This is a genomic window from Legionella sp. 16cNR16C (assembly GCF_021297775.1).
Classification (GTDB): Bacteria; Pseudomonadota; Gammaproteobacteria; order Legionellales; family Legionellaceae; genus Legionella_C; species Legionella_C quinlivanii_A.
Genome location: NZ_JAJTMX010000002.1, coordinates 1288583 through 1305567, shown reverse-complemented (window position 1 = coordinate 1305567; position 16985 = coordinate 1288583). Strand labels below are relative to the sequence as shown.

Below are 16985 nucleotides of genomic sequence, written 5' to 3'. Positions count from 1 at the left end.
GATGTGACCAGGGTATGGAGGGGTTGAACTATCAGTCTTTTTTCTAAAACTCATTCCAGCAGAGTCTGGAAAAAAGCCTGTTTATTTTTTGCATAGAAGCCAAAATCAAAAAATTAGTCTCAATGGAAATATTACTGGCTATTTCATTCAAATTGATTTAAATTTGCTCTACATTGCATCTATGCGCTGCGCGGCTTTAGTTTATCACTAGTTTTCTAATTATGAAATATCGTTTAAGCATAATTTTCCTGGTCATTTGTGCCGCAGTTTCGCTAGGCTATTACTGCTTACCCAAACCGCCTTTACTGCAGGGGCTCCCTTTCTCCACAGCAGTCTGGGATTGCAATGGACGTCTTCTGCGTCTTAGCTTAAGCCGTGATGAAAAATATCGTCTTTATGTACCTCTTTCAAAAATTTCACCGCAATTGATTGAAGCGACTCTTCTGCAGGAAGATCAGTATTTCTATAAACACCCAGGGCTCAATCCGGTTTCAATGCTGAAAGCAGTCTGGGAAACCTATGTTGTGCAATCGCGGCGTCAGGGCGCGTCAACGATTACCATGCAGTTGGCGCGAATCCGTTTTAATATTAATTCAAAAAAGTGGTCAGGAAAGCTTCAACAAATAATTCGCGCCATTCAATTGGAAAGGCATTATAGCAAACAGCAAATACTAGAAGCTTATTTAAATCTGGCCCCCTATGGCGGCAATATTGAAGGGGTTGGAGCAGCCAGTCAGATTTATTTTAATGAATCGGCCATGCAATTGAGCTTGCCGCAAGCCCTGACTTTAAGTGTTATTCCGCAAAATCCTGGCAAACGCACACCACATAATCAACAACTCAAAACAATTCGCAATAAACTCTTTGCCCGCTGGCTGCAAATTCACCCCCAGGATCGACGCTATCAGAATGCAATGACGCTTCCGCTGGCGATGAAAACAATTCGCGATCTCCCTTTTGCCGCGCCTCATTTTGTGAATAGCCTGTTAAGTACACACAGAAATCAGCAGGAAATTCATACGACTCTGAATCTGAAACTACAGTCTCTGACTGAACGCATCACCCGGCGCTATTTGCTGCGTAAAAAAGGCGTGGGCGCATTTAATGCGGCCGTCTTGTTGATTGATACCCGCGACATGAGTGTTAAAACTGCAATGGGGTCGGCTAATTTCTATGACGCAGCAATAGGCGGGCAGATTAACGGAATGGATATCAAACGCTCGCCGGGTTCAACACTTAAACCGTTTATTTATGCGCTGGCTCTTGATCAGGGTTTAATTCATCCCTATACCGTACTAAAGGATGTGCCGCATAGTTTCGGTGCCTATAATCCTGAAAATTTTGATAATGACTTCATGGGACCTATCCGGGCAAAGGAAGCACTCATTTTAAGCCGAAATATTCCGGCAATTTATCTGGCCAGCCAGCTGGCAAAACCTGGGTTATTTGGCCTTCTTGAACAGGCGCAGGTAAGCCAGCTGAAATCAGAATCCTACTACGGGCTTGCTCTGACCCTGGGTGGGGCAGAGGTCACGATGAAAGAGCTGGCCACGCTCTATGCCATGCTGGCAAATGACGGATTATGGCGTCCTTTGCGCATGCTTAAGGAAGATCCTTCCGTTACCGGTAAACGTTTATTAAGCCGGGAAGCAAGTTTTCTTATACTGGAAATGCTGAAAGACACACCTCATAGCGATCTGCTGTTTAAATCACGCAGCCTGCCCATTGCGTGGAAGACCGGAACCTCATCAGGTTATCGTGATGCCTGGACAGTTGGGAATTTCGGTCCTTATGTGTTGATCGTCTGGATAGGCAATTTCAATAACAAGGGAAACCCGGCTTTTGTCGGGAAGAATATCGCAGCGCCCTTATTCTTCGAGCTGGTGGAGGCCATCCAGCATGAAAATGGGCCGCTAAAGCCAATTGACAAACACCCGGAACGAATGAATTTAACACGTATTCCAGTTTGTAAAGCTTCCGGTTTATTGCCCACCCGCTACTGCAAAGATACTGAAATGAGCTGGTTTATCCCCGGAAAATCCCCCATTAAAACTGATAATATCTATCGCGAAGTAGCAATCAATCGATTGACGGGTCTTCGCACCTGCCATTTCGATGAAAACACCCGCTTTGAAATTTATGAATTCTGGCCCTCCGATCTTGCCCGGATTTTCAAACAAGCAGGTATTCAGCGTCGTATTCCCCCCGTCTATGAAGCCGACTGTAATCTGTCAGCAGGAAAATCACTGGCTTTGCAAATATCCTCCCCTCAATCTGAGCTGAATTATATTGTCAAAGCCAATTCAGATCAGCCGAGCATTATTCCTCTCTCAGCTGTTACTGATGCGGATGTGCGCAATCTCTATTGGTTTATCAATGATAATTACCTGGGCAAAACCGCCAATGATCAACCCTTGTTATGGGCAGCCAGGCCCGGAAAATTTGTGGTTCGGGTAATTGATGATCACGGGTATTCGGACGCCAGAGATATTACCGTGCGTGTCAGCAGTTAAACCCGCTGTATTCAGCATTTTCCTTTAATCTTGCTTATACTTGGATAAGACAACAGGCATTCTCTTCTATGCCAGGCCTTAACTCTTCATAAATTAATCAGTTGGGGAGTGAATAGTGGATAGCATTCTCATCGGTATAGCAGGGGCATCCGGCTCCGGTAAAACCACGGTTGCCACAGAACTTCAGCGATATCTGGGTTCAGAGCATTGCACTATTATTTCTTCTGATAATTACTACAAAGGCCTGGGAAACATACCCTTGGAACAATTTCTGGAAGTGAATTTTGATCATCCTGACAGTATTGAATTTGAATTATTGGCTCAACACTTACAACAACTAAAACGGGAACAGGCAATCGATATTCCATTATATGATTTTTCAACCTCCACGCGTAAAAAAGAAACCAAGAGGATAACCCCCAAATCCGTCATTATTGTTGAAGGCATTTTAATTTTTTACCCTGACTATATTGCGGATTTATTCGACATAAAAATATTCGTAAAAACAAAGGCCGATGTCTGCTTATTCAGACGGATTGAACGCGACACCAAGGAAAGAGGACTCACAACAGAGCAAGTCATTGCCCAGTATACGCGCTATGTGAAGCCCATGTACGAACAATATGTTAAACCTTATAAAAAAAGAGCTGATTTAATTATTGAAAATAGTGTAAAAACGCCTCTCTCGGCAGAAACGTTGCATTTTGATGGAACAGTAATTAAACAATTGCTGAATTCAACCCTGATTCATAAGAATGCCGTATCTGCAGCAGCCCATTAAGTTTGGGGCTATGCGCGTATCTCCATTTTAAAATACTTTTGGATCAAACTGAAAATTATCATTTTCCGCTGGATATTGTATAATTTAATAAACCTTTACTTGTAGATAAATTATGAATGGACGCTTATTAATTTTGCTGACTGCCTTTCTTTTCCCCTTTTCGGTGATCCATGCCGCGGATGATTTTATTGAGAATGTAACGACAACCATCAAACAATGTTATACCAAGCAAAGCAATAAAGAGGATGGCATCGTATTGGCTCAATGTATAAGTGGACAATTAGAGACGATGCCAAACCCGGAGAACTACATCGTTAATCTTGAAGGTAAAGATCCTCATTACATGACACTTTATCTTTATAATCCCAAAGGCTTTCGTATTGTTTGCGCAGTTACTGCCAATCAAACCCTGGAAATTAATAATTGCAAAACATACCAAGCCAAGCCGCTTGATTCGGAACAGCAGTTGTCAATTGATCCCAATGAATTACCAAATGCACCCTGAAATTAAGCTTCAATAGACGGCAAATTCAGCAATCACTTCAACTTGAAAAAACCAGATTAATCCCTACTTATTTCTTACACAGATCAATTACAGTAAGGAGAAAGTTATGAATGGTTTAAAACGTGATTATTTTCCCATCAGTAAAGATATCAATAGCCTGCTGGAGCATTTCTTTAAAGGTCAGACCGATGCTTCCTTTGTGGATACCGGCACCTGGGCTCCAGCAGTGGACATCAAGGAAGAAAAAGATCGCTTCCTGGTCGTCGCGGATATTCCAGGTGTCAAATCGGAAGATATTCATATTTCCCTTGAAAATAATTTATTGACGATTCAAGGAGAGCGGTATTTTGAAAAAACAGAGGGTAAAGAAGGTTACTCGAGAATAGAACGTTCGCAAGGACAGTTTTATCGTCGATTTAGCTTGCCTCAATCTGCTGATGAATCGAACATCAGCGCTAAATGCAAACATGGCGTGCTCGAAGTAATCATTCCCAAGCGAACCACGCCTAAGGAAAAACGTATCGAGGTAAGAGTGGAGGACTAAGCAGAACCGATATGCGCCGTGAAAAATACGGCGCGTAAAGCTGATTCCAGGTATAAACGCAAGTATCAGCGTCCAATAAGTTCATTAAAGCATTGCGCTGCCGGTGAAGCCTTTGCCTTCCAGGAACTCGTTCCAGCCCACAGAGACATATACTCGGCATTCTCAAGCTGTTTTGCATAATTTCGCAATTGGCTGGTCAGCTTGTTTTGCGCAGGATAGGGAAGCGTGTAAGCATTTTGCATCTTGTTCATGAAGCGGTTATCGACCCCCCGAGCCAACTTGCCAGAAAATGCGCGGGTCAGGCGGGTTTTATCGGCGAACTGATTCAACACAGCTTGCTTATAGGCATGTGACGTGCCCGATTCGTGAGCGGTTAAAAACAGACTACCCACCTGAACAGCATGGGCGCCATTCCTGAGGTGCTTCTCGACATCAGCATGACTGGCTATGCCCCCGGCGACTAAACAAGGCAGTTTAAGTCCCGAGTCCAGACAGGTCTTTAACAAGGAGTCAATTGGAATCAGATTATCTTCTTCTTTTCCAATAAAACTCCCCCGATGTCCCCCTGCCTCAAGTCCTTGCAGGCAGACTGCATCAACCCCTGTTTCAGCCAGCATTTTTGCCTCTGGCAGACTGGTCGCAGTTCCATAAACAAAAATATTATTGGCTTTTAACAGTCTTAGCTGCGCTTCCTTTAATACACCAAAGGTAAAGCTGAACACAGGAACTTTTTCTTCCACAACCACTTGCAGCTGCTTGTCGAAATCAGGGGAAAAAGGAGGTGAAACTGCTGAGACTGGATACTTCAGATCGTCCGCGGCCCGATTAATATCGCGAACCGCTTCAAGCATCTCGTTATCAGTATAGGTTATCTTTTCAGGAATAAATAAGTTAACCGCAAATGGTTTAGAGGTTAAACGTTTTGTTGCCTGAATATGCTTTTTAAGCGCCTCTGGCTCAAGATATCCAGCACCGATGGAACCAAGCCCGCCGCAATTAGAAACGGCGGCTGCCAACTCGGGTGTGGTGATTCCACCCGCCATCGGTGCCTGAATTACAGGTAAAATACTACCAGCCTGTTTGGATAACAAAAGAGGCTTCATGCCAGATACTCCCTTTATTTCATTTATTTCTTCCGAAACAACAAGGCGATATCAATTGAATCAAATGAAAAATGGCTGTTGCAGAAATCGCAGCTGATATTAATCTGGCCCTGCTCGGCTAACAATTTATTGGCCTCTTCTTCGCCAAGAACTACAATCACCTGTTTCATTTTTTCCTGACTGCAGCGACATTTAAATTGAGTCGCTTTTTCATCAAATAAACGCAGTTCGGTCTCATGATAGAGCCTGTAAAGCAATGTCTGGTTATCCAGAGTTAAAAGCTCATTCTCACTTACTGTCTGCCCTAGATGAACAGCATATTCCCAGAACTGCTCGCGTTGCAGGCTATCTTGACCTGGCATCAGCTGTAGCAGCATGCCAGCTGCCCGTTCTTCATTCACTGCCAGCCACACCCGTGTGGCAACCTGCTCTGACTGGGCAAAATAATGGGTCAGATTTTCACTCATGGAAGTAGCAAGAATGGGAACCACGCTTTGATAGGCCTGAGTGTTATGATATTGATTGATAGTGAGCACCATTTGGCCTTTCAAAAAAGCCTCGGCATAATCCGCTATTTCAAGATTTTCCTGAAACTTGGCAAATCCTCTTAAATTAAGTTGATGATCGCATTGGACCAATAACAAAGGCAGACGTTTATCACCCTGGAACTGCAGGCTTAAATCACCCTCAAATTTAATACTGCCTGATAGCAGTAAACAGGATACTAATGCCTCACCCAACAAATATTTAACCATTTCCGGATAAGCATGTTGGTTCATAATGGTCCGATAGGTTTCATGGAGATGAGCAATTTGCCCTCGAATACTGGCATGCTCAAATATAAAACTCTGCAAACTATCCAATTTTTTTCTCACTCATTAATTATTCATATTTCGCGAAAAAAACGCTTTTTTTTCCGCTCAGGCATTAAATGTTGTTAATTCTAACACATTTATGATTGTTTGCTCAGGCTTGTCAGGTGATAATTCCTCTTTTGAGTTTCGGATTGTGGTATGTTAAATCCTCAGCAAATGGCTGCTGTGCGCTATATAGACGGACCATTACTTGTATTGGCTGGCGCAGGTAGCGGCAAGACCCGGGTTATTACGCAAAAGATTGCCTATTTAATTGAAGAATGCGGTTATCAGGCCCGCTCTGTCTTCGCAGTAACATTTACTAACAAGGCAGCCAATGAGATGCGCTCCCGGGTCAACTCGGTTTTATCTGCCCAGCACCGACGGGGTCTTAAGGTCGCCACCTTTCATACCCTGGGCCTGACCATGATTAAAAAGCATGTAAAGCTTTGCGGTTTAAAATCAGGCTTCTCTATTCTCGACAGCGAGGATTGTCTGCAATTATTTCGTAATTTTCTGCCCCCGGGTAAAAGTAATGACCGAGAGTATCTGGCACAAATACAACAGCAGATTTCGCGCTGGAAAAATGAGTTGCTAAAGCCAGAGCACCTGAGCAGTAAAACGCCAGACACCCCCATTTTTCTTGAGGCACTTCCCATTTACGAACGCTATCAAATTTCATTGCGGGCCTATAACGCCGTCGATTTTGATGATTTGATTTTACTGGCTGTTAACCTCTTGCTTGAACATGAAGAAGTAAAAGATTACTGGCAAAATCGTGTTCGTCATTTACTGATTGACGAATACCAGGACTCCAATCTCAGCCAATATCTGCTGGTCAAACTGCTTACTGGTCTTCGCGCACAATTTACGGTAGTCGGCGATGATGATCAGTCTATCTATGCCTGGCGAGGTGCACGGCCTGAAAATCTTGCTCAGTTACAACGAGACTATCCGCAACTTAAAATTATTAAACTGGAACAAAATTATCGTTCTACGGGCAGAATTCTGCATGTCGCCAATACTCTGATTGCCAATAATTCCCACTTATTCGACAAAACCCTGTGGAGCGAACTGGGTTATGGGGAGATGCTGCGCGTGCTTTGCTGTAAGGATGAGCAAGATGAGGCTGAACAGGTTATTGCTGATTTGATAAGCCATAAATTACGTCATGGTAAACAGTATGGCGATTACGCCATATTGTACCGTGGAAACCATCAGTCACGTGTTTTTGAAAAACTACTCCGCCATCATGGCATCGCCTATCGCATAAGCGGCGGCCAATCCTGGTTCGCGCGAAGCGAAGTGAAGGACATTTTCGCCTATTTGAAATTACTCTGTAATCCCCAGGATGATGCTGCATTTCTTCGTGTCATCAATACTCCTAAAAGAGGAATTGGGGAATCAAGCCTGGACCACCTTGGGAATTATGCCCAAAACCGTGGCGAAAGCCTGTTTTATTGTTCGGACCATTTGGCTCTGTCTGAACTGTTGGCGGACAAACCGCGCCAGGCTTTGCAACAGTTTAAGCAATGGATGCTGGGAATTAACAAACGTCTCGAAAGCCAGGCGGTCGCGGAAACGCTCCGGGAGATGGTTGAGGAATCCGGTTATGAAGCTTATATTTATGAACAATGTGATACGCCTGCGAAGGCGCAGAAGCGAATGGAAAATATCTGGGAGTTGCTGGATTGGATAGACCGGTTACTAAATAAAGATCCCGAAAAAAATCTGGTAGATATCATTAATAAATTAATCCTTATCGATATCCTCGAGCAGGGTGATGAACAAGACAAGGAAGCAGTTCAGTTAATGACTTTGCATGCATCTAAAGGTCTTGAATTTCCCTTTGTCTATCTGGTCGGCATGGAAGAGGATTTATTGCCTCACCGGGTGAGTATTGACGAGGATCAGATCGAAGAAGAGCGCCGCCTGGCTTATGTTGGAATTACCAGAGCGCAGCGCGAGCTCTGCCTTAGTCTCGCCAAACAAAGACGGCGCGGCGGCGAAGTGCAGGATTGCCAGCCCAGCCGCTTTCTTGAGGAATTACCTGTCGACAGCATTGAATGGTTTGGCAAATCAGGTGAAAAAAATGAAGAGCGAGCCAAGGCAGTTGCCAAATCACATTTGACGGCCTTGAAAAACATGTTGACGAATTAAGCCAGCTAAAGCCTTGTACTGGACCGACCGGACAATTTGTTCATTTAAGGGCTTTCATAGCCAAAAAAAACCGGTATAATCGACAGACTAATAAACTATTAGCGCAGAACAAATGCTATTTGGAAACTTCTCCACATACATCATTTCTTTCATTATTATCGGCTGAAAAGCCGACTATCTACCTACGCCTTAAAATTTTATCTAATTCCTGAAAACCTCCGAAAGTGAGCGAGAAGATGAGCTTTTTTAAATTACGGCCTTTTTTAATGTGGCTTTTTCCTTTAGCATTTTTTACTTATCAATTCATCCTTCGCCTATGGCCGGGCTTGATGATGCAACCCATCATGACCCGTTTTTCCATAGATGCCAGTGAATTTGGAGTTCTTGCTGCCCTCTATTATTATGGCTATGCCGGCATGCAAATACCTGTGGCGATGATGCTGGAGAAATGGAGTGCCCGCTATGTGATTTCCGGATTCGCCATACTATGTGGTTTCGCAACGCTGCTGTTTAGTTTTACCTCGAACTGGTATCTGGCCTGCTTAAGCCGCTTCCTGATTGGAGCAGGCTCAGCGGTAGGTTTTCTGGGCGTTTCCAAGATTATTTCAGAATGGTTTCCTGCGTCTCAATATTCCAGAATGATTAGTTTTTCCTTTACATTAGGATTAACAGGAGCCATCTATGGAGGTAAGCCAGTTAACCAGTTAATTGAATCCCAGGGCTGGCAACCGGTGGCTTTAGGCTTGTCCTTATTCGCAATCGTTTTAGGCTGCGGCATCTTTTTACTGCTGCGCTCAAACACTGCAGCAGGCATCAGCAAAACGTCAGGCTGTTTTAATCGCCGTCAATTCAAATCCTTACTGAAATCACCTCTCATCTGGTTTCTGGCATTAGCCAACTTCATGATGGTTGGAGCACTTGAGGGATTCGCAGATGTGTGGGGCGTTCCTTATTTGATGAGCGCCTATCATTTTGATAAGAGTCAGGCGGCCCAGCTCATGTCGTTTATTTTCATCGGCATGCTGGTCGGCGGCCCACTGCTGGCCTTGCTTGCGCGTAAAGCAGGAAATTTTTCCATCATCGCTTTCTGCGGAGTAGGTATGGCCACGGCTTTGTTCTGGATCCTTAATTCGACCTCTTTGACTCATTTTGAATTGAAACTTTTACTTTTCGTGGTCGGTGTTCTTTGCTGTTACCAGGTGATTATTTTTTCAGCCGGAGCAGATCTGGTCAAGCCGGAGTTACTGGGTGTTAGTGTTGCATTTTTAAATTGCATTAATATGCTGGGTGGATCTTTTTTCCATACTATCATTGGTCAGTTGATGGAAAAAGAGTCCGTTATCCAAGCGGGAGAGACCGTGTATAACCTGTCAACTTTTCAAACCTCTCTGAGCGTAATCCCGCTTTGTGCCTTGCTTGGTGTAATTTTAGTCGCTGTATTGGCTTATAAAACGTCACGGGCAAATCAATTGAAAACCGCCGCTGGAATATAGTCTTAAGAAGCAAAGGGAGGTTAAATCAACCCTCTCCCAGAGGGTTAGGGGATTCTAAGTCCTCTCTCCTTCTGGGAGAGAGTTAGAGAGAGGGGACTCTCTTAAATGGAATCATTCCTTAAAGTCCTCTCGCCCCTCTGGGGAGAGAGCTAGAGAGAGGGGTCTAACTCAAGGCTATTTCTTCAATTTGCGCTACCTCGGAAGGCATAAGTGAAAAATTGCCAATATCCAGGTCCTCTTTCATATGTTGCAGCCTGGTTGTACCAGTGAGCGCAAGAATGCCTATGTCCAGGGCAAACCTAAAAATCATCTGTGCCAGTGTTTTATTGTACTTTTCACATAAGAGATGAAGCTTAGGATTTGCAAGATATTGATAATTGGCAGTCAGCAATGAGAATCCCTGATAAACGCAGGCTTTTTCATAACAGAACTGTCGAATCTCCTTGTCCCACAATTTAACAGCGAAACAGCGATTCTGCACAAAGCGAGGTTTTATTGCAGCTCGCTGGTAGAGCGCCTTCAATTGAGCAAGATTGACATTGGAAACTCCCAGCATGCGGACTTTTCCTTCGCGAAGCAGTTCCTCCATTGTAGTCCAGACCTCCCAATCCTGCTCAGTTAAGCCCTGCCCGGAATAAGGGCCATGCAGAATATAGGAGTCCAGATAATCAGTCTTTAAATGTAAGAGTGAGCTTTCAAGTGATTGCCTGACCTGATTGGCATAGGAATCACTTTCATCATAGGGTTTTCGGTGATCCTGTCCCTCTGCATAGGTGTATTTGCTCTGTAAAAACAGGCTTTCGCGACTTTGTCCAGACTCCATCAAAAACTGACTAATTCCCAGGCCAACGCCTTCTTCATAATAGTGTCGACGCTGATTAGCCGTATCAATACCAGTAAAACCGGCTTTCAAAGCCTGGTAACAAAGCACTTCGGTCTGCTCTTCCTTCCAGGCAGTTCCGTATAGAATCGATGGCAGTAATTTGTCCTGATTCATGATCCATTCCTTTATCAATGCTATATATTTATTATATTATGCAGAATCAATGAACAATAAGTTTTATATTTTAATCCGAATAGTATGTCCTCATCTCCTGACCTGATTATAGAAAATACCAAACGCTGGATAGAAACTTTTATTATCCCTCTTAATCTTTGTCCTTTTGCAAAACGCGAAATGAAAAAACAAACCGTCAGATTTCAGGTCGCCGAAGTGGACACTATGGCTGAAGCTCTGCAGTGCTTACTCGATGAACTTCAAATTTTGGAAACCAATCCAGCGATTGAGACCAGTTTTTTAATTTTCCCGCAGCAATTTGCGGACTTTTTTCATTATCTGGAATTGCTTGAGCGTGGCGAGTTATTAATCCAGCAAGAAGAACTTGAGGGTATTTTTCAGTTAGCAAGCTTCCATCCAGATTATTATTTTTCAGACACATCAAGCGATGATGTTACTAATTATACTAATCGCTCACCCTACCCCATGCTGCATATTTTACGCGAGGAAAGCCTGGAGGAGGCGATTAATCGTTATGGTGATACTGAATCAATTCCTGTAAATAATATACGCTTGTTAAGAAAACTGGGCTTGGACACAGTGAAAAAGATTATTGACGGAACAGAAGTTTTTAAGAGGATGGAGTGATTCGCTGGAGAATTCCCTCCGTTAGGCTGCACTCCAATTAAGTTAAGAATTAGTCTTTCCCGCAAAGGCGGGAATCCATTCCTCAGCCGGCATTATAGCCAGATCAGAGATGGATCCCCGCCTTCGCGGGGATGACAGTTGAATATACAATTGAGCTTAACTTAAGTGGGAGGAGAAATCCTTATGGCTGACTGCGATCGACCCTAAGAATTAATGTTGTACTCCACCCTTTTCGCGGGCTTCCTGAACCATTGACAGCATCGCTTTTTCGACAATTTCAAACGAACGTTGCACGTGATCCAGCGTTTTATGGCCATTCTCAATCAATAATCTGATTTGTTTTTCAAACAACTCTTCAGGTTTTTTTAAGTTAGCTAATTCTTCAGGCTTGATATAGTTCAAATTTTGCAAAGTTTTGACATTTAACTCTACAATTTCTTGCCAAGGAGCTTGAACCTTTTTAGCCATTTCAGTCCATTTCTCAAAATATTCTTGATTCATAACAGTCTCCTAATATGTTGCATTGCACAATAATAGATTAGATCCGTCTTATGACGATGTCAAGAGATTGGAGTAATTTTTTTTGCAGTGCACCATTTAACTGGTTTTGAATATTTTCTGCCATTGAGAAACGAACTGCTGCATTTGCTGTTGCCATACCAGATTCGTTTGCTGGGCATTGTTCAGATAGGGATTGGAATTCAATGACGCTTGCATATTTGTGAAAAATTGCTCCAGCATATTAGCAAACAGCTGATGCATGGGATGTTTCGCCAGTATAATTAGCTGCCTTAAAACCTCTGGAGAAAGAAATTGGGTGGTTCCGCTTTCCATCTCCATGAAAATCTGCAGGAGAGTGCTATTGGTAATGTCCTGATTGCTTGTAGAGTCTTCTACGCGAAAATCAATTCCCTCAATCACATACTGCTGCAATTCTTCGACAGTAATGTATTTGCTTTTTTCCATATCGTACAGACGACGATTCTTATATTTTTTTATCAGCCGGCTCATAAAGTCTCTCTTGCAAAATGGATGAAGGTTAATACATATGCAAACCGCCATTAACACTCAGGTTAGCTCCTGTGAGGTAACGGCTTCTATCATCCAGTAAAAACTCCACAACCCAGGCAACTTCTTCTGGCTCCGCTAAACGCTTGGCGGGGATGAGTTCAATAATTGATTGCAGGATATCAGGACGTATTCCTTTCATTAAGCGAGTATTCACATAGCCTGGCGAAATACTGTTAACCGTCACATTTTTTAGCATCATCTCCTGGGCCAGGCTTTTTGTAAATCCGTAAACCCCTGCTTTTGAGGCGGCATAATTGGCTTGAGAAAACTGTCCCTTCTGCGCATTAACTGATGAAATATTAACGATGCGACCATAGGCTTGCTCACGCATGGAATCAACGACCTGGCGTGTCACATTAAACATTCCATCCAGGTTGACCCTTAAAACTTCGTCCCACTGCTGCTTGGTCATTTTATGAAATACGGCGTCACGAGTAATCCCGGCATTATTGATTAATGCACTTACAGGACCAAACTCATCTACAAGCGCATTGATGACATGCTGGCACTCATCGAAATCACAAACATTCATACGCCGAAAAACAATGGTTTCAAAGCCTTCTTCATTTAAAGCAGCCTGCCACAATGGCCCCTCATCGGCAGCCATAATATCCAAAGCAACAACTGTTTTATATTTTGCATTGAGTGCTTTTGCAACAGCAGTACCAATGTCACCAGTACCTCCTGTAATCAATGCCATATTCTTTTTATCCATACTTCCTCACTCTTGATAGCTGACAAAGCTAAAAATACTCAATGGATTAAAAGCAGTCATTGCTAGAAAAACCCATTATAGTGAATGGCGAAACAGCTGCCATTCTTTGTTATGACATGTACTGTCCGCCATTGATATCCAGATTGGAGCCAGTAATAAATCCAGATGTTTTTGCAGCCAGGAAAGCAACTGCTTCAGCGACTTCTTCAGGAGTTCCCAGACGTCCTACCGGAATATTTGCAACAATACTTTTCAAAACCTCTTCCTTCATAGCAGCAAGCATGGGGGTCTCGATATATCCTGGTGCGATAGTATTGACAGTAATACCTTTATTAGCCACTTCCATCGCCAGACTCTTGGTAAATCCAAATAATGCAGCCTTACTGGCCGCATAATTGCACTGGCCAAACTGCCCTTTTCGTCCATTGATTGAAGAAATGCTGATGATGCGCCCATAATTTTTTTCCAGCATACCCGGGAGCACATTACGCGTCATATTAAAGACGCTGGTGAGATTGGCATCAATTACCTGCTGCCATTGTTGCGGAGTCATTTTTTTAAAACTGGTATCGACTGTAATACCGGCATTATTAACCAGTACATCGATATGTCCATAGCGCTCGGTAACCAGAGCAACTAATTTTTCGCAGTCGGCATAATTGGCGATATCACCATAAACAATATCAATATCATGGCCGGCTTCTTTTTGTTCCTGCTGCCAGCGTTTTGCTTCTTCGTGTTTGCCACCTTTATAGTAGCAGGCGATTACGTGATAATCAGCTGCCAGACGTTGGCAAATGGCGGAGCCAATCCCACCGGTACCTCCAGTAACCAAGGCTATCATTTTGTCCATAAATGAAACTCCCTTCTGTTTTTAAACGAATACCCTTTTACTTCAAAGGAAAATCCGTTTAATGTCAATGAAAATAAGCAAGACTGTTATGCACAGGCTTGCCTAAACTCTTTTATTCCGTTATTTGATGATCCATCAATCAGGAGAACATCCTGCCATCCTGATTATTGTTCTTGCTTGGATTCTGACCTCATACTCGAACAGGCTTGGGCACATAGGCCTTAATCTGTTGAGCAAACTGCTGTAAAACTTCTAAACCAGACTCCTCTGCCTGCTTGCACCATTGCTGTAAAGCTTCAACCAACTCCTTCTGGGAAGAGGCGGTTTTAAGCCAAATATTTTGCAATGACTGGCGATAAGTATAGACCAATCTTAACTTCTCGCGACTGGCCAGCAACGCATGCAGTCTGGACTTGGCTTTTGGAGACAGCAAACTGTCCTGGAGACGGAGTAAACGGCCGGCTCGCTGAAACATTTTCTTCTGTGATTTGTCGCCGGCAATTACTGTTTTCTTTTCTGTCTTCAGAATAGGACGAACTACATGTTTGTAATAATGCGACATGACCTGAAAGCGATTGCTGATAACTGCTTTTACCGTATCAAGGTCAACATGTAGCTTAGCAGCATCTTTGCCGAGTTTAGGCGGCAGTTTTTTAACCTTGGCCAAGCCTAGAGCGGAAAGACATCGAATGTACAACCAGCCAATATCAAATTCCCACCATTTCACAGAGAATTTGGCAGAAGAAGCGAAGGTGTGATGATTGTTGTGCAATTCCTCACCGCCGATCCAAAAACCCCAGGGAAAAATATTAGTTGCGGCATCATGGCATTCGAAATTGCGATAACCAAAGTGGTGCCCGACACCATTGATCACACCTGCGGCGTGAAAGGGAATCCATACCATTTGAATTGCCCAGATTGTAATTCCAGGAACTCCAAATAGCAGCAAGTCAACCAGAAACATTAAAAAAATGCCTTTGGATGAAAAACGGCTGTAGATGTTTCTTTCGACCCAGTCGTTAGGCGTGCCATGTGAGTATTTGGCAACCATTTCTTTATCCTGAGACGCTTCCTTGTACAACTCGGCGCCTTCCCAGAGTACTTTTTTCAATCCTAATACCTTGGGGCTATGCGGATCCCCTTCGACATCGGTCGAGGCATGATGCTTGCGATGAATAGCTACCCATTGGGCCGTAACCATCCCAGTTGTGAGCCATAACCAGAAGCGAAAAATATGACTAACGACAGGATGAAGGGTTAAAGCACGATGCGTTTGATAGCGGTGCAAGTATAAAGTAACGCCTGCGATAGTTATCTGAGTTAAGATGAGAGTAGCAACGACATACCCCCAGAATGAAAGATTTAAAAGGCCATGAACCATGAAGCTCTCCTGTAATACTTACAGTAATAATAGAAACGGCGGATAATCTATGTAAGAAATTGGTATAATTATCCATTTTTTATGGGTAGTTCTTAAGATCATAACATAATTTGCACAAATGCGCATTGCATCCTTGCAGAATGTGAACGATAATTTAATTGATAATTTGTAAATGTTCCGAATTAAAACTCACTCTTATAATCCGAATTCGCATGGGCTCTACTAATGAATGATAAAATTCAACAGTTATTTCAGACTTTAATTCCATTCCTGTTACTCGGAATAGCCATTTCCCTGTTAGTTGGTCTCTTTATCATGTTTTCCTATGTTCTGGTTTGGGGAATCCTGATTGGTGGAACTTTATGGATTTTTGCAACGATTAAACGACTCATTTTCCCCTCCAAAAATGTAGCAAAGACATCGGGGCGTATTATTGAACACAAAGATCATGATTAATGCCTGAATTACCCGAAGTAGAAACCACACGACAAGGACTTCTTTCCTGTGTTAAGAATAAACTGATTCGGAATTGCATTGTCCGCTGCCAGCAATTGCGTGTGCCCGTTAATCCGCAATTTGCCGAGAGCTGTGTGGGTCAGCGAATTGATACGGTTTCCCGACGCGGCAAATATTTACTGCTGCATTTATCTAATCAGGGATACATCCTTATTCATCTGGGCATGTCAGGCCATTTTCGTATAGTGCAGAACGGATTAGCGCCTGGAAAACATGATCATATCGACATTGAACTGGATGACGGGCAAATACTGCGCTATAACGACACCCGCCGCTTTGGATTATGCCTTTATTCTGAAATCAAGCCAGAATCACATCCATTACTGGCCCGCCTTGGCCCAGAACCTTTGTCAGAGGCATTTAGCGCAAGCTATCTGTATCAGCAAAGCCGTAATCGTAAACAGGCGATTAAATCCTTTATTATGAATAATGATATTGTGGTCGGCGTTGGTAACATTTACGCCAGTGAGAGCCTGTTTATGGCTGGAATTCATCCCGCCAACGCTGCAAAAGCACTGGACGAAAAGGATTATGAGCGATTAGCGGCCGCCATCAGAAAGGTTTTAACGCAGGCACTGGCCGCAGGAGGAACCACCCTTAAAGACTTTATTTCACCTCATGGTAAACCCGGCTATTTCTCCTTCGATTTACAGGTCTATGGGCGGGAGAAACTGCCCTGCGTGAGTTGCTCCCAGCCACTTCAAAGTATTCGACTCGCCGGTAGAAGTTCGGCTTATTGCCCCTCATGTCAACCCATTAAAAGCGAAGCTTAGAGGCTGATTGTTTTATACTTTCTCTATGGGCAATTCAAATAACTTGAAGTATTATCAGGATAACTTTTCCCTTTTGAG

The 16985-nt window shown here is 43.3% G+C and carries 17 protein-coding genes; 9 read left to right on the top strand and 8 right to left on the bottom strand.

Annotation, left to right across the window (positions count from 1 at the left end; translation table 11 throughout):
- Positions 1 to 221 precede the first annotated feature (221 nt).
- The 4 genes from pbpC (at position 222) to LXA66_RS09560 (ending at position 4343) form a co-directional block, all read left to right on the top strand.
- A complete protein-coding gene (gene pbpC / locus LXA66_RS09575; protein WP_233012968.1) occupies positions 222 to 2513 on the top strand; it encodes a penicillin-binding protein 1C in 2292 nt (763 codons plus the stop codon).
- 115 nt (positions 2514 to 2628) lie between these two features.
- The gene (gene udk, locus LXA66_RS09570) at positions 2629 to 3294 is read left to right on the top strand and encodes a uridine kinase (protein WP_233012967.1); all 666 of its coding nucleotides are present in this window, start codon (positions 2629 to 2631) and stop codon (positions 3292 to 3294) included.
- Between the two features lie 112 nt (positions 3295 to 3406).
- A complete protein-coding gene (locus LXA66_RS09565; protein WP_233012966.1) occupies positions 3407 to 3799 on the top strand; it encodes a hypothetical protein in 393 nt (130 codons plus the stop codon).
- Between the two features lie 106 nt (positions 3800 to 3905).
- The gene (locus tag LXA66_RS09560) at positions 3906 to 4343 is read left to right on the top strand and encodes an Hsp20/alpha crystallin family protein (protein ID WP_112219340.1); all 438 of its coding nucleotides are present in this window, start codon (positions 3906 to 3908) and stop codon (positions 4341 to 4343) included.
- 65 nt (positions 4344 to 4408) lie between these two features.
- Here the strand turns inward: LXA66_RS09560 and LXA66_RS09555 are convergent, their stop codons facing one another.
- Together LXA66_RS09555 and hslO are read right to left on the bottom strand one after the other, a co-directional pair.
- A complete protein-coding gene (locus LXA66_RS09555) occupies positions 4409 to 5446 on the bottom strand; it encodes a nitronate monooxygenase family protein (RefSeq protein WP_233012965.1) in 1038 nt (345 codons plus the stop codon).
- A gap of 23 nt (positions 5447 to 5469) precedes the next feature.
- The gene (hslO, locus tag LXA66_RS09550) at positions 5470 to 6309 is read right to left on the bottom strand and encodes an Hsp33 family molecular chaperone HslO (RefSeq protein WP_233012964.1); all 840 of its coding nucleotides are present in this window, start codon (positions 6307 to 6309) and stop codon (positions 5470 to 5472) included.
- Between the two features lie 150 nt (positions 6310 to 6459).
- Here hslO and LXA66_RS09545 point away from each other — a divergent pair, with 150 nt between their 5' ends.
- A complete protein-coding gene (locus tag LXA66_RS09545; protein WP_112219343.1) occupies positions 6460 to 8460 on the top strand; it encodes a UvrD-helicase domain-containing protein in 2001 nt (666 codons plus the stop codon).
- A gap of 236 nt (positions 8461 to 8696) precedes the next feature.
- Positions 8697 to 9953, top strand: coding sequence for an MFS transporter (locus LXA66_RS09540; protein ID WP_233012963.1), 1257 nt, complete (start codon positions 8697 to 8699; stop codon positions 9951 to 9953).
- Between the two features lie 163 nt (positions 9954 to 10116).
- Here LXA66_RS09540 and LXA66_RS09535 read toward each other — a convergent pair whose 3' ends face one another.
- Complete coding sequence (locus LXA66_RS09535; protein ID WP_233012962.1) at positions 10117 to 10950, bottom strand: aldo/keto reductase; 834 nt, start codon at positions 10948 to 10950, stop codon at positions 10117 to 10119.
- Between the two features lie 84 nt (positions 10951 to 11034).
- Here LXA66_RS09535 and LXA66_RS09530 point away from each other — a divergent pair, with 84 nt between their 5' ends.
- Entirely contained in the window at positions 11035 to 11598 is a 564-nt protein-coding gene (locus tag LXA66_RS09530) for a DUF1415 domain-containing protein (RefSeq protein ID WP_233012961.1), read from the top strand.
- 210 nt (positions 11599 to 11808) lie between these two features.
- Here the strand turns inward: LXA66_RS09530 and LXA66_RS09525 are convergent, their stop codons facing one another.
- The 5 genes from LXA66_RS09525 to LXA66_RS09505 form a co-directional block, all read right to left on the bottom strand.
- On the bottom strand, positions 11809 to 12099 hold the full coding sequence (locus LXA66_RS09525; RefSeq protein ID WP_233012960.1) for a phasin family protein: 291 nt from the start codon (positions 12097 to 12099) through the stop codon (positions 11809 to 11811).
- Positions 12100 to 12195: 96 nt separating this feature from the next.
- On the bottom strand, positions 12196 to 12609 hold the full coding sequence (locus LXA66_RS09520) for a polyhydroxyalkanoate synthesis regulator DNA-binding domain-containing protein (RefSeq protein ID WP_112219348.1): 414 nt from the start codon (positions 12607 to 12609) through the stop codon (positions 12196 to 12198).
- Positions 12610 to 12637: 28 nt separating this feature from the next.
- Complete coding sequence (gene phbB / locus LXA66_RS09515) at positions 12638 to 13384, bottom strand: acetoacetyl-CoA reductase (protein WP_133139821.1); 747 nt, start codon at positions 13382 to 13384, stop codon at positions 12638 to 12640.
- Positions 13385 to 13493: 109 nt separating this feature from the next.
- Positions 13494 to 14237: an acetoacetyl-CoA reductase gene (gene phbB / locus LXA66_RS09510; protein WP_133139822.1), complete on the bottom strand. Its 744-nt coding sequence runs from the start codon at positions 14235 to 14237 to the stop codon at positions 13494 to 13496.
- 190 nt (positions 14238 to 14427) lie between these two features.
- The gene (locus tag LXA66_RS09505) at positions 14428 to 15618 is read right to left on the bottom strand and encodes a fatty acid desaturase (protein ID WP_233012959.1); all 1191 of its coding nucleotides are present in this window, start codon (positions 15616 to 15618) and stop codon (positions 14428 to 14430) included.
- A 225-nt stretch (positions 15619 to 15843) separates the two neighbouring features.
- Between LXA66_RS09505 and LXA66_RS09500 the strand changes: the two genes are divergently transcribed.
- Both LXA66_RS09500 and mutM read left to right on the top strand, forming a co-directional pair.
- Complete coding sequence (locus LXA66_RS09500; RefSeq protein WP_112219352.1) at positions 15844 to 16074, top strand: hypothetical protein; 231 nt, start codon at positions 15844 to 15846, stop codon at positions 16072 to 16074.
- Positions 16074 to 16907, top strand: a complete 834-nt coding sequence (gene mutM / locus LXA66_RS09495; RefSeq protein ID WP_233012958.1) for a bifunctional DNA-formamidopyrimidine glycosylase/DNA-(apurinic or apyrimidinic site) lyase — start codon at positions 16074 to 16076, stop codon at positions 16905 to 16907. Before LXA66_RS09500 ends, mutM begins: the two co-directional genes overlap by 1 nt.
- Positions 16908 to 16985 lie beyond the last annotated feature (78 nt).

Bases quoted from the DNA above. Each gene is read 5' to 3' on its own strand.
- pbpC (WP_233012968.1), top strand. From the start codon at position 222: ATGAAATATCGTTTAAGCATAATTTTCCTGGTCATTTGTGCCGCAGTT.
- LXA66_RS09565 (WP_233012966.1), top strand. From the start codon at position 3,407: ATGAATGGACGCTTATTAATTTTGCTGACTGCCTTTCTTTTCCCCTTT.
- LXA66_RS09560 (WP_112219340.1), top strand. From the start codon at position 3,906: ATGAATGGTTTAAAACGTGATTATTTTCCCATCAGTAAAGATATCAAT.
- LXA66_RS09555 (WP_233012965.1), bottom strand. From the start codon at position 5,446: ATGAAGCCTCTTTTGTTATCCAAACAGGCTGGTAGTATTTTACCTGTA.
- LXA66_RS09545 (WP_112219343.1), top strand. From the start codon at position 6,460: ATGTTAAATCCTCAGCAAATGGCTGCTGTGCGCTATATAGACGGACCA.
- LXA66_RS09540 (WP_233012963.1), top strand. From the start codon at position 8,697: ATGAGCTTTTTTAAATTACGGCCTTTTTTAATGTGGCTTTTTCCTTTA.
- LXA66_RS09535 (WP_233012962.1), bottom strand. From the start codon at position 10,950: ATGAATCAGGACAAATTACTGCCATCGATTCTATACGGAACTGCCTGG.
- LXA66_RS09530 (WP_233012961.1), top strand. From the start codon at position 11,035: ATGTCCTCATCTCCTGACCTGATTATAGAAAATACCAAACGCTGGATA.
- LXA66_RS09525 (WP_233012960.1), bottom strand. From the start codon at position 12,099: ATGAATCAAGAATATTTTGAGAAATGGACTGAAATGGCTAAAAAGGTT.
- LXA66_RS09520 (WP_112219348.1), bottom strand. From the start codon at position 12,609: ATGAGCCGGCTGATAAAAAAATATAAGAATCGTCGTCTGTACGATATG.
- phbB (WP_133139821.1), bottom strand. From the start codon at position 13,384: ATGGATAAAAAGAATATGGCATTGATTACAGGAGGTACTGGTGACATT.
- phbB (WP_133139822.1), bottom strand. From the start codon at position 14,237: ATGGACAAAATGATAGCCTTGGTTACTGGAGGTACCGGTGGGATTGGC.
- LXA66_RS09505 (WP_233012959.1), bottom strand. From the start codon at position 15,618: ATGGTTCATGGCCTTTTAAATCTTTCATTCTGGGGGTATGTCGTTGCT.
- LXA66_RS09500 (WP_112219352.1), top strand. From the start codon at position 15,844: ATGAATGATAAAATTCAACAGTTATTTCAGACTTTAATTCCATTCCTG.
- mutM (WP_233012958.1), top strand. From the start codon at position 16,074: ATGCCTGAATTACCCGAAGTAGAAACCACACGACAAGGACTTCTTTCC.